The sequence below is a fragment of the Rhodosalinus sp. 5P4 genome, assembly GCF_041365695.1.
In the GTDB taxonomy this organism is placed as follows: Bacteria; Pseudomonadota; Alphaproteobacteria; order Rhodobacterales; family Rhodobacteraceae; genus Rhodosalinus.
The window spans coordinates 140,383-155,459 of record NZ_JBGFSJ010000002.1 but is presented as its reverse complement, the minus strand read 5'-3'; the positions used below and the strand labels follow the sequence as shown (position 1 = coordinate 155,459).

Genomic DNA, 15,077 nt, shown 5'->3' with positions numbered 1-15,077 from the left:
GACGTATGACCAGCGACACCGATACCCGCGTGCTCTACAACGCCGAGTGCCCGGTCTGCTCCTTCGAGATCGGCCATTACCGCGACTACGCCGAGGCGCGCGACCTGCCGATCCGGTTCGACGACCTGAACGGCCCGGAGCGCGCCCAATGGGGGCTGTCGGAGGACGCCGCGGCGCGGCGGCTCTACGTCCTGAAGGACGGCACGCTGCACGGCGGACTCGACGCGTTCCTCGTGCTCTGGCGGCAGATGCCCCGTTACCGCTGGCTCGCACGGGCGGTGGCGCTGCCGGGCGTGCGCCACGCGGCCTCCGCACTTTACGACTACGTGCTCGCCCCGCTCATCTACCGGTGGCATCTGCGCCGAAAGGCGCGCGCCCGCGCCTGAGGCGGCTTGCATCGCCGCCGCGCCTCGCCGAAGAACGCGGGCATGGCGAAGCTCCATTTCCATTACTCGACCATGAACGCCGGCAAGTCGACGCTGCTCTTGCAGGCGTCGCACAACTACCGCGAACGGGGCATGGACACCTATCTTCTGACAGCGGCCCTCGACACGCGCGCGGGCCGGCGACGCATCGGCTCGCGCATCGGCATCGGATCCGAGGCCGATACCTACGCGCCGGGCGAGGACCTCGAGGCGAAGATTGCGGCACGGCGCACCGCGGGCCCGCTCGCCTGCGTCTTCGTGGACGAGGCCCAGTTCCTGGAGCCGGACCAGGTTTGGCAACTCGCGCGCGTGGTGGACGACCTCGACCTGCCGGTGATGTGCTACGGGCTGCGCGTCGATTTCCGGGGCGAGCTTTTCCCGGGCTCCGCGGCGCTTCTGGCGCTGGCCGACGAGATGCGGGAGGTGCGCACGATCTGCCATTGCGGGCGAAAGGCCACCATGGTCGTGCGCCGGGGCGCGGATGGGGCGGCGCTGACCGAGGGCGCACAGGTTTGCATCGGCGGCAACGAGACCTACGTCTCGTTGTGCAGGCGCCATTGGCGGGAAGAGATGGGCGACCGCCGTCTCTGATCCCCGCGCCGGGAAATCCACACGAGCGAAAGGAGGCCCAATTGGACCGCCTGAGCATCTTTCTCACCCTCGCAAGCGGCCCCGTCGCCGCCGGCAGCCTCGTGATCGCGGTGCTGAGTCTGGGCTACTACAACTGGCTCGCGATCGGCATCGCGGCCGCGATCGGCTTCGCGCTGGCGTGGCCCACGGCCTACCTGATCTCCCGCAGGATCAAGCGCCGCGACCCGGACTGGAAGCCCGACGCCGAGCCCGGAGATTACGGCCCGCTGCCACCGCGCGACGCGCCGGAGGTCTAGGGCGAAGAAAGGTTTTCGATCGAAAACCTTTCGCCGTGCACAAGCCCGAGAGACCCGCCGCGAAGGTTCGATCGAACCTTCTTGCTAAACGGGGTTGGGCACGTCCCGCCCGTCGAAGAACGCGACAAGGTTGTCCACCGCCATCAGCCCCATCGATTCCCGAACCTCGAGGGCGGCCGTGCCGAGATGCGGCAGCAGCGTGACGTTCTCCAGCGCGTTGAGCGCCGCGGGCACCTTGGGCTCGCGTTCGTAGACGTCGAGCCCGGCGCCGGCGATCTCGCCCGCCTTGAGCGCCGCGATCAACGCGTCCTCGTCCACGATGTCGCCCCGCGCGATGTTGACGAAATGCGCATGGCGCGGCATCGCCGCGAACACCTCGGCGCCGATCATGTGGCGGGTCTCTGCCCCGCCCGGCAGCGCGACGACCAGAACATCGACCGTTTCCGCCAGCGTCGTGAGCGTGTCGCAGCGGCGCGCCGGGAAGTCGAGGTCCCGCGCGGAGCGGTTGAAATAGGCGACCTCCATCCCGAAGCCATGATGGCAACGCCGCGCGATCGCCTGCCCGATCCGGCCCATGCCGACGATGCCCGCGCGTTTGCCGGTGACGTGGAGGCCCAGCATCTGCGTCGGATGCCAGCCCTCCCACATGCCCGCACGCACCATCCGCTCGCCTTCGGACGCGCGGCGACAACTCATCAGGATCAGCATCATGCCGATGTCGGCGGTGGCATCCGTGACCGCGCCGGGCGTATTGGTCACGGCAAGGCCGCGCGCCCGGGCCGCCTCGACGTCGATGTGGTTGTAGCCCACTCCGAAATTGGCGAGGATCCGGCAGCGCGGTTGCGTGAACTCTGCGAAGACCTCTTCGGAATACCGGTCGCCGAGCGTGGGCAGCACACCGTCGTATAGCACCAGGGACGACCGCATCTCGGCCACGCTCATGGGCGCCGTGTTCCGGCGCACCTCCACCTCGAAGCGGTCGGTCGCGGCCTCGATCACGCGGTCTGGAAGCGGGCGGGTGATCAGGATGCGGGTCATTGCAGGCGCTCTCCGTTGGGAACCGGCCGATCCGGCGAGACGAGGACGATGGCGCCATCGGCGTCCGCGAAACCCAGCACCAGCACCTCCGAGAGGAACCGGCCGATCTGCCGCGGCGGGAAATTCACCACGGCCGCGACCTGCCGCCCGGGCAGGGTATCGGGATCGTAATGCACCGTGATCTGCGCCGAGCTTTTCCGTTCCCCGATCTCCGGCCCGAAATCGATCCAGAGCTTCACGGCCGGCTTCCGCGCTTCGGGGAAGGGGGCCGCGCGGGTCACGGTGCCCACGCGGATATCGACGGCAAGGAAGTCGTCCATGCCGATCTCAGCCATCGCGCAGTTCCCGCGAGCGGCGCGCCGCCGCCGAAACGCTGCGGCGCAAGAGCGGACGCAGGCCCGCCGCCTCGTCCATCAGGACCGAAAGCCCCGCCTCGGTCGTGCCGCCCGGGCTCGTGACGTTGCGGCGCAGCTGGTCCGGCGCCTCCTCGGCAGCCTCGGCGAGCGCGCCAGCCCCGGCGACCGTGCCCTTGGCAAGCTCCATCGCGAGCGCGGGCGGCAGGCCCTCGGCCTCCCCCGCGGCGGCGAGCGCCTCGATCATGTGGAAGACATAGGCGGGACCCGACCCGGAGACGGCGGTCACCGCGTCCATCTGGTCTTCGCTGTCCAGCCGGACGACCTTGCCCACCGCCGAGAGAAGCACCTCCGCCCGGTCGAGCGCCGCCCGGCCCGCCACGGCATTGCCGACGATGGCGGTGACGCCCCGGCCCACGGCCGCGGGCGTGTTCGGCATGGCGCGCACGACCGGCGTTCCCGGGCCGAGCGCATCCTCGAAGAAACGGATCGGCGTGCCGGCCGCGACCGACACGAAAAGCGTTTCGCCCCCCGCGTAGCCCTCGAGCACGGGCAGCGCTTCGCGCATCATCTGGGGTTTCACGGCCACGAGGGCAACCGCGGGCGGCGCCGCCGGCATCTCGTTCAGGTGCACGCCCTGCCGCGTCAGCCAGTTGGACGGGTTCGGGTCCGTGACCCAGACCGCCTCCGGCGGCAGCCCGCGGGACAGCCACCCCGCGAGCATCGCGGACCCCATCTTGCCGCAGCCCAGAAGGACGAGGCCGCGCCGCGCGATGTCGTCGAAGTCCATCGGCCCTCCGCCAGTTCTTGCCGCCAGGCCCCGGTTTTACGCCCGGCCGTAGGCCTCGGCAATCGCGACCTGCAGCGCCTGCGGCGGGGTCTTGTCACCCCAAAGCACGAGCTGGAAGGCCGGGTAGTAGCGCTCGGCCGACAGTACCGCGGCGGTGATCATGGTGTCGATCTGCTCGGGGCTCGCCACCTGCTCGCCGGCGAGAACGAGGCCGTAGCGGTAGACCATGAGCTTCTGCGCCTGCCACCATGTGAAGGCCCCGGCCCAGCAGCGATCGTTGACGAGGTTGAGCGTCTCGTGAAGCGCCGGCAGGCGCTCCGCAGGGGGCTCCATCTCGAAGGTGCAGATCATCCGCAGCGTCTCGTCATAGGCCGACCAGGCCAGCGTGATGGAGTAGGTGCGCCACTGCCCCTCGACCGCCATGGCGATCTGGTCTTCCGCGATGCGGTCGAAATCCCAGTCGTGGTGCTCGGCCAGGTGCTCGACGATGTCGATGGGGTGAATGTCTTCTTCCAGGAACTGCTCGGACACGGACATGGGGCCACCTCTCTGCCTGTGCGCCGGGGCAAGCCCGCCCCAAGCGCTTGGTGCCTGCTCAAGGAAAAGCGGTTCATGGCCGCTTACCTCACCAAATATGGTGCTGCGTGCATGATGGGCTGTAAAGCGATATTTTCGTGAACACCCCAAGAAGTTGGGGGGCAAGGGATCGCCTACCGCAATAAAGGGCGGTGCGCCGCACGTCCCTGCGATCTGGAGGATGACCGTCGCGGCGCCCGCGCGCGGTGCAATCAGGGAATGGCCCGCCGGGGCGGCCCGCGTCTTGCGCGGCGCCGGTTCACGCGGGCGACGGGGCGCCGGCCGCGGCCACCGCCCGCTTCTCGCGCGGCTCGCCGAGGATCAGCATGGCCGGCGTCAGCACCAGCGTCAGCACCGTCGCCACCGTCAGGCCCCCCGCCACCGCCGCGCTCAGCTCCGTCCACCACTGGGTGGAGGGCGCGCCGTAGACGATCTCGCGGCCGAAGAAATCGATCTTGAGCCCGATCACCATCGGCATCAGGCCGAGCGCGGTGGTCACCGAGGTCAGCACGACGGGGCGGAGACGTTGCGCGCCCGCGCGCAGCGCCGCCTCGAGCGGGCTCTGCCCCGCCCGTTTCAGGTCGTTGTAGGTGTCGATGAGGACGATGTTGTTGTTCACGACGATGCCGGCCAGCGCGATGACCCCGATGCCGCCCATCACCACGCCGAAGGGCCGTCCGGTGACGACGAGCCCCAGAAGCACACCGGCCACCGAGAAGACGATCGCCGACATCACCACGAAGGCCTGGTAGAAGCTGTTGAACTGCGTCACCAGCACCGTGAACATCAGCGCGATGGCGACCGCGAAGGCGATGCTGAGGAATTGCATGGCGTCCTGCTGCTCCTCGGCCTCGCCGCCGAAGGACCAGGTGACCGAGGGCGGCAGATCCGCGCCCTCAAGCGCCGAGCGCAGCGCGGTGATCTGGTCGTTGACCAGTAGTCCCGGCGCCACGTCCGCCTCGACGGTGACGACGCGGTTTCGGTCCACGCGCTTGATCGTGCCCGTGCGCGGGACCGGATCGAAACTCACGAAATTGCCGATGGGCACGAGCCCGGACGAGGTCGGCACGCGCAGGCCGCGCAACTCCTCTAGGCTGCGGGCCGAGGCGGGAAACCGCACGCGGATGTCCACCGATCCGTCGGCGTAGTCGGGGCGGTAGTAGGCCACGGTGATGCCGCGCGTCAGAAGCTGCACGGCCTGTCCGAGCAGCGTCACGTCCGCGCCGAAACGCGCGGCCTCGCTGCGGTCCACGCGCAGCGCCCATTCGACACCCGGCAGCGGTCGTGAGTCGGAGATGTCGGTGAAGCCGCCGATCCGCGCCATCTCGGCCAGCACCGTCTCGACGGCCCGCGCCTGCGTCTCGGGATCGGCCACGCGCAGCTCCAGCTGCACCGGCTTGCCCTGGCTCGGGCCCTGCTCCTGCGTCTGGACCTGCACGGCGATGCCGGGGATCTCGGCCATCTCGGCGCGGATGTCGGTGCCGATCTCCGCCGCGGGGCGGCGGGTGTCCCACTCGGCAAGCTCGAGCTGAATCGTGCCGATCACCTCCTCGTCGTCGCGCTGCCCGCCGCCGGTACGGGCATAGACCGAGGCGATCTCGTCGCGGGACACGAGCCGCCGCTCCGCTTCGCGCACCAGCGCATCCTGCTCGTGGATCGAGAAATTGTCGCGGGCGCGCACGGTGACCTGCATGAAATCCGGCTCGGGCGAGGGAAAGAAGCTGATGCCCCGTCCGAACTCGCCATAGAGCGCGAAGGCGCCCAGCAGCACCGCGAGCGCGAAGCCCAGCGTCGTGCCCGGCCGCAGCACCGCCCGCTCCACGAAGCGGGCATAGCGCCCCGTCCAGCCGCCCGCGCGGCGCGGGTCGCCGCGTTCGGCCGCCTCCAGCGCGGCCTTCTCGGAGGCGGTCTGCGGCTGCACCCGCCCGATCAGCCCGCCGAGGACCGGGATGAAGATCAGCGCCATCGCGAGCGATGCCGTGAGCGTCAGGATCACGGTGATCGGCAGGTATTTCATGAATTCGCCCACCGTGCCCGTCCAGAACAGGAGCGGGAAGAACACGCTGAGCGTGGTGATCGCCGAGGCGATCACGGGCCAGGCCATGCGCTTGGCGGCGAAGGCGTAGGCCTCGGGCGGGGCAAGCCCTTCCTGAAGCTTCCGGTCCGCGAGTTCGGTGGTCACGATGGCGCCGTCCACCAGCATCCCCACGACGAGGATCAGCGAGAACAGGACCACGATGTTCATCGTGTAGCCCATCGCCCAGAGCACGCCGACGCCGGTGAGGAACGCGCCCGGTATCGCCAGCCCCACCAGAAGCGCCGACCGCAGCCCCAGCGCCCACACCACCACCACCATGACAAGGATCACGGCCGTGATGACGTTGGCCTGCAGGTCGCCCAGCACCTCGCGCACCTGCTCGGACTGGTCCTGCCGGTAATCCACGCGCAGCGAGTCGGGCCAACCCGCGCGTGCCTCCGCCACGGCGGTCTTCACGTCCTCCACCGTCTCGATGATGTTGGCGCCCACGCGCTTCTTCACCTCGAGCGCGAGGGCCGGCTGCCCGTCGATCCGCGCGAAGCTCGTCGGATCCTCGAAGCTGCGCCGGATCGTGGCCACGTCGGCGAAGGTCACGACGGTGTCGCCGCGCACCTTCACGGGCAGGTCCATCACGTCCTGGACGTTCTCCACGAGGCCCGGCACCTTGAGCACGATACGCCCCGCCCCGGTCTCGATCGCGCCCGCGGCGACCAGGCGGTTGTTGCGCTGGATCTGGCCGATGAGCTCGTCGAAGGAAATGTTGTAGGTCTCGAAGACGGTCGGGTCGATCTCGACCTCGAGAAGCTCGTCGCGCGCGCCGCCCACATCCACCTCGAGCACGCCCGGCAGTGCCTCGATGCGGTCCTGCAGGCGCTCCGCCAGCTCGTTGAGGGTACGTTCGGGAACCGGCCCCGAGAGGATCACCGTCAGGATCGGGAAGAGCGCCGTGTTGACCTCGTTGACCGAGGGCTCCGTGGCGTCGGAGGGCAGGTCGGCCTTGGCGCGGTCCACCGCCTCGCGGACCTCGTCGAGCGCCTCGCCGCTGTCGAAGCCCGGGTCGAACTCCAGCGTGACCGAGGCATAGCCCTCGCCCGCGCTGGCCTGCATCTCCTTCACCCCGTCGATGGAGGCGAGTTCCGTCTCGAGCGGGCGGACGAGCAGGCGTTCGGAATCCTGCGGCGCGATCCCCTCGAGCGTGGTGACGACGTAGACCACCGGGATCGGCACCTCCGGCGCGCTTTCCTTGGGGATCTGGACATAGGCGACCGTTCCGAAAGCCAGCAGGAACACGAGCGTCATGACGACGACCCGCGTGCGGGCGAAGGCGGCGTCGATCACGCTCATTCCGTGTCGTCCCCGGCCATGGCGGGGCGCACGTCCTCGGGCGCGCGGGAGACCGCGGCCTCGGATTCGGGCCGTGGCGCGACCTTTTCGCCCGCGTTCACGAAGCCCTGCCCCACGGTGATGATCCGCGCCTCGGCGGGCAGGCCCGAGACCCAGACACCGTCCGTCTCGGCGCGGACGATCTCGACCGGATGGAAGGCGACGCGATCGTCCTCCTCGACGACCTTGACCCCGAGCCGGCCATCGGGATCGAGCGACAGGATCGCAGGGGACAGGAAATGCGCCTCCACCTCGCCCGTGGGAACGCGGACGCGCGCGCTCAGCCCCGCGGGGATCGCGCCATCGGCGTTTTCCACCTCGATCTCGGCTGCGAAGGTGCGGGTCTCGGCGTCGGCCGCCGCGGCGACGAAGCTGACCGTGCCGGGCCGCGTCTCGCCCGTGATGAACCGGACCTCGGCTGCCTGGTCCGTCTGCACGCCCGCGAGGATCTGCTGGGGCACGCGAACGGTGACGGTGAGCGGGTCCAGATCGACGACGCGCGCCACCGCCCCGCCGGCCTGCACGAATTCCCCGCTCTCGACCGTCAGCGCCTCGAGCCGCCCGTCGAAGGGCGCGCGGATCGCCGTGTCGCGCAGCGCCTCCCGCGCGGAGGCGAGTTGCGCCTCGGCGGCGGCGAGCGCGGCGCGGGTTTCCGCGACCCGGTCCACGGTCGCGACGCCACGCTCCAGTAGCGTCTCGGCATTCTCGTAGTCCCGCCGCGCGCGGGCGAGTTCCTCTTCCGCGCGGGCCAGATCGGCCTCGCGCTGCGCGGGGGCGATGCGCGCGATCACGTCGCCGGCGCGAACGTCCGCGCCCTTGCGCACCGGCACCTCGGCCACGCTGCCGGAGGTTTCGGCACGCACCTGCGTATCGCGCTCGGGCACGCCCTCGCCTTCGGCCACGAAGACCGTGGTCACGGACTCCGCGCGTGACGCGCGCACCGCCACGCTGACCGCCTCGGGCGCGGCGTCGCGCCCGGGCGCGGCCGCCTCGTCGCCGCTGGATCCGGGCAGCAGGTAGCCGCTGCCCATCCACGCCACGAGCGCGACGACCAGGAGCGCCGCCAGCCATTTCGAGCGGCGAGAGCCCGGATCGTCGTCGAAACGAAGCCGTTCGGCCCCGCCGCCGCTGTCGTCGTCGCTGGCAGTCATGTCGGTTCCGGGTTGATGCGAGTCGCCTCGCGTTTACCACCGGCCACCCGGGCCGGTCACGCGGAACCACGCGCCAACGACGTCACTCCGCCTCGTCGGCCGGTACCGCGTTGAGCAGGCCGTAACGCTCTTCTCCGAGCTTCTCGAAGAGGTCGAGCTGCGTTTCGAGGAAGTCGATGTGCCCCTCCTCGTCCGCGATGAGGGTCTCGAAGAGATCCTTCGTCACGTAGTCGCCGACGCTTTCGCAGTGCTCCCGCGCCTCGATGTAGAGCGTCCGCGCCTCGTGTTCGGCCGCAAGATCGCATTCGAGCGTGTCGCGAAGGGTCTGGCCGATGCGAAGCGGGTCGAGCTTCTGAAGGTTCGGGTGCCCCTCAAGGAAGATGATGCGCTCGATCAGGCGATCGGCGTGATGCATCTCCTCGATGCTTTCCTCGCGGGATTTCCTGGCGATCCGCCCGAATCCCCAATCATCCTGAAGCCGGTAATGCAGCCAGTACTGGCTGACCGCGGTCAACTCGCTGCGCAGCGCCTTGTTAAGATACTCGATGACCTTCTCGTCGCCCTTCACGCCTGTCTCCTTCCGTGGGTTGCGATCGCAAATTGCTAAGCTCGGCCGGAACTTTCAAGCTTTCGCATCGCCGCATCGCGTCCACGAAAAGTGGCAGGCATCCGCCGCAATCGGCCTTCTTGCCGAGCGCCCGGTAAACCTTGCCGGGCGTGATGAGCGTTTCGGGATCCGAGGCGCGCATCCAGTCCACCGCCTTGCGGATCTCGTCCTCGCTGATGGCCATGCAATGGCAGACGATCATGTACGCTCCTCCTGCGCCGTGGCCGGGCCTACTCCTCGGACGACCTTTGGCGCGCCTGCCCGGCCGCGCCTTGATCTCGCGCAAGGTGCGGGATCCGCGCCCCGTGGGGCGCCCGGGCGACTCAACCGACCGATCTGCCGACTGACCTCGTTCCCTTATTGCTGACGAAAACAGTTGGTCTTGTCAAGCGCCGCTCGTCCCCCCGGCGCGTTCGTGGCATAGACGGCCAAAGACGAGGGAAAGGCGCATGGACGGGCTGGCCATCTTCACCGATCTCGACGGCACGCTTCTCGACCACGAAAGCTATGATGCCGGCCCCGCGCGGCCCTTGCTCGGGCGGCTTTCGCGGGCCGGCATCCCGGTGGTGATCGCCAGTTCGAAGACGGCCGCCGAGATCGCGCCGCTTCGCCGGGCGCTGGGACTCGCGGCCTCGCCCGCGATTTTCGAGAACGGCGCCGGGGTGCTGGGCCCCGGGGCGGAGCCGCCCGAGGATACCACCGCCCGCGATCGCCTCCTTGCCGCGCTCGCCAGCCTGCCGACGGACCTGCGCGCGGGCTTCCGGGGCTTTGCCGAGATGAGCGTGGCCGAGGTCGCGGCCTGCACGGGCCTGCCCTCTGATGCGGCCGCCCGCGCCCGCGCCCGCACTCACACCGAGCCGGGGCTCTGGACGGGGCCGGAGCCGCGGCGCCGCGCCTTCATCGACGCCCTTGCCTCGCGGGGCGTTGCGGCGCAGGAGGGCGGGCGCTTTCTCACGCTGTCCATGGGCGGCACGAAGGCCGGCCGGATGGCCGGGATCGCCGCGCGTCTCGTGGCCCGCGTCACCGTGGCCCTCGGCGATGCGCCGAACGACGTCGAGATGCTGGAGACCGCCGATCACGGCATCGTCGTCGCGAACCCGCATCATGCCCCGCTGCCGGAACTGGCCGGAGAGCGGCAGGGGCGCATCACCCGGACGGCGAAGCCGGGACCGGACGGTTGGGCCGAGGGGCTCGAGGCGCTACTCTCGCGTCTCGGGTATCGGATCTGAGGCGGAGGGAGAGATGGCGGATTTCCACCAGAACGGACAGGTCGCCACCCTGCACGACCTGCGGTCCGTGAACCCGGACACGCTGTCCCATGCCGTCGCCACCTTCGCGCGCGACCGCCCCGTGACGCTGGTTCTGCCCTCGCTCTATTCCGAGATCGAGGGCCCGGCGCTTTCCGGCATCCTCGACGAGCTGGCCCAGGTTCCCTACCTGCACCGCATCGTCATCGGGCTCGACCAGGCCGACGCCGCGCAATACGCCCACGCCATCGAGTTCTTCGCACGTCTGCCGCAGGAGCACGTCGTGATCTGGAACGACAGCCCGCGGCAGCGCGCGCTGGGCGAAAGGCTGAAGGCGCACGGCCTCTACCCCTCCGAGCCCGGCAAGGGAAAGAATGTCTGGACCTGCCTCGGCTACGTTCTGGCGCGGCGCGACACGGCGGTGATGGCGATCCACGACTGCGACATCACCACCTACTCGCGCCACATGCTGACGCGGCTCGTCTATCCGCTGGTCAACCCGAACTTTCCCTACCAGCTTTCCAAGGGGTTCTATCCCCGGATCGGCGAGGGGCGGATCAACGGACGGGTGACGCGGCTGCTGGTCAGCCCCCTTCTCGTGGCGCTGCGCAAGGTGATCGGCGACCGCGACTACATCGATTACCTGCGCTCCTTCCGCTACCCGCTCTCGGGCGAGTTCGCCATGCGCAGCGTGATGCTGCCGGATCTGCGCATTCCCTCGGACTGGGGGCTGGAGATCGGCGTGCTGTCCGAGGCGTGGCGCAACCTCGCGCCCAAGGCCGTCTGCCAGGTCGAGATCGCCGACGCCTACGACCACAAGCACCAGGACCTGTCGCCCGATGACGCGGCCACCGGGCTCAACCGGATGTCCACGGACATCTGCAAGGCGATCGTGCGCAAGCTCGCCGCGGACGGGACAGTGTTCACGCAGAACACCTTCCGCACGCTGAAGGCCGTCTATTACCGCGCCGCGCTCGACATGCTGGAGAGCTACTACAACGATGCCGCGATGAACGGGCTTTCGATCGACCGCCACAAGGAAGAGCAGTCCATCGAGCTTTTCGCCGAGAACATCATGCGCGCGGGCCAGGTCTTCCTCGAGAACCCGTTCGAAACGCCGTTCATCCCGACCTGGTCGCGCGTGAACTCGGCCGACCCGGAGCTCCTTTCCGACATGCTGCGGGCGGTCGAGGAAGATCTGGCCGACATCGCATGAGACCGCCGCGAAACGTCGCGACAAGGCGGGCGGTCGCGTGGCGTTGACGGTGATCAATGAACCGCCACGCATCCGCGTCAATCTGGACGGGCCGCCCGGGGTCAGGCCCGGCGGCGCGCGAGCAGGGGGGATAGGGGTATGAAGGATCTGGTGCTTCTGGCGATCGCCGCCTGCCTCGCGGCAGCCCCGGCGCAGGCGCAGGATACGTCATCGAACGAGACCGAATTGGGACGCAAGGAGTACGTGGTGGCCTGCGCCGGCTGCCACGGCGCAACGGGCAAGGGCGACGGTCCGATCGCGCAGCTCATCGACATCACGACGCCCGATCTGACCCGGCTTGCCGCACAGGCCGGGGGGCGCTTCCCGTTCCGAGAGACGCTTCTGACCATCGACGGTCGGAACGACCTAAGGGCCCATGGCAGCGAGATGCCAATCTGGGGCGACCGCTACATGAGTGCGTCCGAAAGCGTGGCGATGGCGCAGTTCCCCGGCATGAGCGCCGAGGTCGCGCAGGCGATCACCCGCGGCCGGCTCCTGTCGCTGGTCTACTACCTGGACTCGATCCAGCAGGAGTGATCGGCCCCGATCGCGCCCGGGCTTCCGACACGGTCCCCGACGTTTCTTGCGGTTATGCGCGGCGTCGACTTTCGGCTCGCCAACCATCGAGCGGCGCCTTCCTGGCCGTCGCCGAGCGGGGCGCCCGGCGCCCGGGACAACGCCCCGGCGGCCACCGCCCTTCGCACAATGCGCCCGCGTCCCGAAAGCGCAGCGGTGGCGCCGGCGACGAGCCCGGTCCGGAGGCGTCTCGGATATTGACAGCGCCGCCGCGCCACAATTACTGACTAAAATTGTCAGTAATAGGGCGTAGCCAGATGCACGCAGTCGATTCGCTCTCGCAACAGGAACCGGCAGGATCGCATGGAGACCGAACGGCCCGCGCACCGGGATCTTCCCCCGGCGAGAAACTGCGAACGAAAAGAGCGTGCCTCGACGGTGCACGGCCCCTCGCTGGCGACAGGACCCCGCAACCGGGCCGGCGGCCGGGCCGGCCCGTCCAACTGAAGGAAAGGACCAGACCATGACCCGTTTTGGAGGTTTCGCCGCCGCCGCTCTGGCGCTCGCTGCCGCGCCCGCCCTCGCCTCGGACGAGATCGATCACTACGCCGCCGAATCCTCGGAGACGATCGAGGAGGCGGTCACGAACTTCGTCGAATACAACGAGAAGGTACGGGCGTTGCTCGACCGCGACGACCTTTCGGAGGCCGACATGTAGGAGATCCACCAGTACACCTACACGATCGAGGCGGCGCTGGCGAAGATGAACGAGGACTTCTCGGCGCTGGCCGTCACGCTCGAGGACCTCCACCTCGCCTCGGAAGACTACGACGAGGCCGAGGTGCGCAGCATCTCGGAGGTGTATTTCGAGACCGCGGGTGCGCTCGCGCGGTGACCGCCGCGCGCCCGGGCCTCAGCCCCGGTTCGAGATCCACCGGCACTGGTAGGGCCGAAGCCTGATGGCGTCGCCCACCGGTGCCACGGGCTCGCCCGACAGCAGATCGCGCCAGGCGTCGCCCTCGATCAGGTTGACGGCCGTCGGATCGATCTCGACCTCCTGCGCGCTCACGTTGTGCAACGCGAAGACGGACTGCGCGCGATCGAGGCTTTGCCGCCAGAGGCCGAAGACGCGCTCGTCGAGCTGAAGCGTGAACTGCGTGGCGTTGGGATGGAAGGCCGGCTGGCGGGCGCGCAGGGCCATGCGCCGCTTGAGCTCGCCCAGCACGCGCGCCTGCACGGAGGAGGGATCCTTCAGCCGCGCCTGAAGGTCGGGATAGTGCCAGCGGTGACGGTTGATCGCCCGCGCGATGCCGGTCTTTTCGACACCCGCGTGATCGTTGCCGGTGGCCAGCAGCGCGTGGATGTAGAAGGCGGGAATGCCTTCCATCGCCATGACAATGGTCTGCGAGGCGAGGAAGCGTTCGACGTGATACGCGGTTTCGCCGTCGAAGGTCGCGCCCAGCGCGTCGAAGAAGGTGACGTTGAGCTCGTAGGGCTGCTGGGAGCCGTCCGGCATCGTCCGCATCGACACGAGCCCGCCCTGCCCCTTCGCGCAGGCGGTCATACGCGCGATCTCCTCGGCGGGCAGGACGCCTTCGGCCGGACGCATGCCGATCCCGTCATGGCTGGCCGAGAAGTTGAGGTAGGCGCAGCCCATCTGCGCGGGCGGCATCGTCGCCTGCCAGCGAATGAGCCAGCGCGCGGTGCCCGACTGGAGGGCATGCAGCAGAAGCGGCGGCAGCGAGAAGTTGTAGACCGCGTGCGCCTCGTTCCGGTTTCCGAAATAGGAAAGATTCTCCGCCTTCGGCACGTTCGTTTCCGTGAGCAGGATGACCGGCTCTACCGCGTAATCGCAGAGAAGCCGCATCAGCCGCACGATCGCATGGGTCTGCGGCAGGTGGATGCAGGGCGTGCCGATCTCCTTCCAGAGGAAGGCCACCGCGTCGAGGCGCAGGATGCGCACGCCCTGGTCGATGTGCAGCCGCATGATCCGCAGGAACTCCAGCAGAACCTCGGGGTTGCCGAAATCGAGGTCGACCTGGTCGTGGCTGAAGGTGCACCAGACATGGCGCGGCCCGTTCGCCGTCTCGACCCGGCGCAGCAGCGGATGGGTGCGCGGGCGCACCACCATCGAAAGATCCGCCTCCGGGTCCGCCTCGAGGAAGAAGCGGTCGTAGGGCGCGTGCCCCTGAAGATATGCGGTGAACCAGGGCCCCTGGCTCGAGACGTGGTTCAGAACGAGATCCGACATCAGCTTGAAGTCGCCGGCGATGCGCCGGATGTCGGACCAGTCCCCGAGCGCGCGGTTCACGGCGCGATAATCCGTCACCGCGAAGCCGTCGTCGGAGGTGAACGGAAAGAAGGGCAGGATGTGCACCCCGTCCACGGTGCCCTTCAGGTTGCGGTGCAGGAAATCCTGCAAGAGGTCGAGCGGCTTGTGCACCCCGTCCACGATGGAATTGCCGTAGGTGATGACGAGCGCGTCGCGTTCCGACCAGAAGTTGTTGGACGGCACGCGCGCGCGGCGCCGCCTCGGCCGGTCGTCGGGCCAGAACGCGTCGCGAATTTCCGCGGCGAGGGCCGCGCCGTCCGCCTCGGGATAGATGGCGGAAATCAGGTCGGCAAGGCGCGCGTCGAAGGTCGAGGTCATGGGTCGGGTCGGGCGCTCCGGTCTGGCATTTCGCGCCACAATAGACACTCTCGGCCGGCGCCCAACCCCCGGTCTCGTTGACGAGGCGCCCAACAAGTGGGCATCGTGCCTTCGATTGCCGCGGCATCCAGCGCGTATCGGCTTTTCGGCGTGCTGCGCCG

At 69.0% G+C, this 15,077-nt stretch carries 15 protein-coding genes and 1 pseudogene; 7 read left to right on the top strand and 9 right to left on the bottom strand.

The window, feature by feature from the left end; genetic code table 11:
* Positions 1–5: 5 nt before the first annotated feature.
* The 3 genes from AB6A69_RS03660 to AB6A69_RS03650 are packed head-to-tail and all read left to right on the top strand — an operon-like array spanning position 6 to position 1,312.
* Positions 6–386, top strand: a complete 381-nt coding sequence (locus tag AB6A69_RS03660) for a thiol-disulfide oxidoreductase DCC family protein (RefSeq protein WP_371059741.1) — start codon at positions 6–8, stop codon at positions 384–386.
* A 42-nt stretch (positions 387–428) separates the two neighbouring features.
* Positions 429–1,016, top strand: coding sequence for a thymidine kinase (locus AB6A69_RS03655; protein ID WP_371037094.1), 588 nt, complete (start codon positions 429–431; stop codon positions 1,014–1,016).
* Positions 1,017–1,057: 41 nt separating this feature from the next.
* Positions 1,058–1,312, top strand: coding sequence for a hypothetical protein (locus AB6A69_RS03650; protein WP_371056621.1), 255 nt, complete (start codon positions 1,058–1,060; stop codon positions 1,310–1,312).
* Positions 1,313–1,396: 84 nt separating this feature from the next.
* Here the strand turns inward: AB6A69_RS03650 and AB6A69_RS03645 are convergent, their stop codons facing one another.
* The 8 genes from AB6A69_RS03645 to AB6A69_RS03610 form a co-directional block, all read right to left on the bottom strand.
* Positions 1,397–2,350, bottom strand: a complete 954-nt coding sequence (locus AB6A69_RS03645) for a 2-hydroxyacid dehydrogenase (protein WP_371059740.1) — start codon at positions 2,348–2,350, stop codon at positions 1,397–1,399.
* Entirely contained in the window at positions 2,347–2,685 is a 339-nt protein-coding gene (locus AB6A69_RS03640; protein ID WP_371056620.1) for a tRNA-binding protein, read from the bottom strand. The genes AB6A69_RS03645 and AB6A69_RS03640 overlap by 4 nt, the downstream gene beginning before the upstream one ends.
* Positions 2,678–3,493, bottom strand: coding sequence for a pyrroline-5-carboxylate reductase (proC, locus tag AB6A69_RS03635; RefSeq protein WP_371059739.1), 816 nt, complete (start codon positions 3,491–3,493; stop codon positions 2,678–2,680). The genes AB6A69_RS03640 and proC overlap by 8 nt, the downstream gene beginning before the upstream one ends.
* A gap of 36 nt (positions 3,494–3,529) precedes the next feature.
* Complete coding sequence (locus AB6A69_RS03630; protein WP_371037099.1) at positions 3,530–4,030, bottom strand: YbjN domain-containing protein; 501 nt, start codon at positions 4,028–4,030, stop codon at positions 3,530–3,532.
* Between the two features lie 298 nt (positions 4,031–4,328).
* A complete protein-coding gene (locus tag AB6A69_RS03625; RefSeq protein WP_371059738.1) occupies positions 4,329–7,451 on the bottom strand; it encodes an efflux RND transporter permease subunit in 3,123 nt (1,040 codons plus the stop codon).
* On the bottom strand, positions 7,448–8,641 hold the full coding sequence (locus AB6A69_RS03620; RefSeq protein WP_371059737.1) for an efflux RND transporter periplasmic adaptor subunit: 1,194 nt from the start codon (positions 8,639–8,641) through the stop codon (positions 7,448–7,450). The genes AB6A69_RS03625 and AB6A69_RS03620 overlap by 4 nt, the downstream gene beginning before the upstream one ends.
* A gap of 82 nt (positions 8,642–8,723) precedes the next feature.
* A complete protein-coding gene (gene bfr / locus AB6A69_RS03615) occupies positions 8,724–9,209 on the bottom strand; it encodes a bacterioferritin (RefSeq protein ID WP_371037102.1) in 486 nt (161 codons plus the stop codon).
* Positions 9,175–9,450 (bottom strand): bacterioferritin-associated ferredoxin, encoded by a 276-nt coding sequence (locus AB6A69_RS03610; protein ID WP_371037246.1) that lies wholly within the window; start codon positions 9,448–9,450, stop codon positions 9,175–9,177. The genes bfr and AB6A69_RS03610 overlap by 35 nt, the downstream gene beginning before the upstream one ends.
* A 247-nt stretch (positions 9,451–9,697) precedes the next feature.
* On the opposite strand from AB6A69_RS03610, the gene AB6A69_RS03605 reads away from it, so the two are divergent.
* The 4 genes and pseudogenes from AB6A69_RS03605 to AB6A69_RS03590 all read left to right on the top strand — a co-directional run bounded on the left by AB6A69_RS03605 (position 9,698) and on the right by AB6A69_RS03590 (position 13,161).
* On the top strand, positions 9,698–10,477 hold the full coding sequence (locus AB6A69_RS03605; RefSeq protein ID WP_371059736.1) for an HAD-IIB family hydrolase: 780 nt from the start codon (positions 9,698–9,700) through the stop codon (positions 10,475–10,477).
* A gap of 13 nt (positions 10,478–10,490) precedes the next feature.
* A complete protein-coding gene (locus tag AB6A69_RS03600; protein ID WP_371059735.1) occupies positions 10,491–11,711 on the top strand; it encodes a glycosyl transferase in 1,221 nt (406 codons plus the stop codon).
* A 138-nt stretch (positions 11,712–11,849) separates the two neighbouring features.
* On the top strand, positions 11,850–12,287 hold the full coding sequence (locus tag AB6A69_RS03595) for a cytochrome c (protein ID WP_371059734.1): 438 nt from the start codon (positions 11,850–11,852) through the stop codon (positions 12,285–12,287).
* Between the two features lie 502 nt (positions 12,288–12,789).
* Positions 12,790–13,161 (top strand): annotated as a pseudogene (locus AB6A69_RS03590) (DUF6746 family protein).
* 18 nt (positions 13,162–13,179) lie between these two features.
* Here AB6A69_RS03590 and AB6A69_RS03585 read toward each other — a convergent pair.
* On the bottom strand, positions 13,180–14,916 hold the full coding sequence (locus tag AB6A69_RS03585; RefSeq protein WP_371059733.1) for an alpha-amylase family glycosyl hydrolase: 1,737 nt from the start codon (positions 14,914–14,916) through the stop codon (positions 13,180–13,182).
* Positions 14,917–15,077 lie beyond the last annotated feature (161 nt).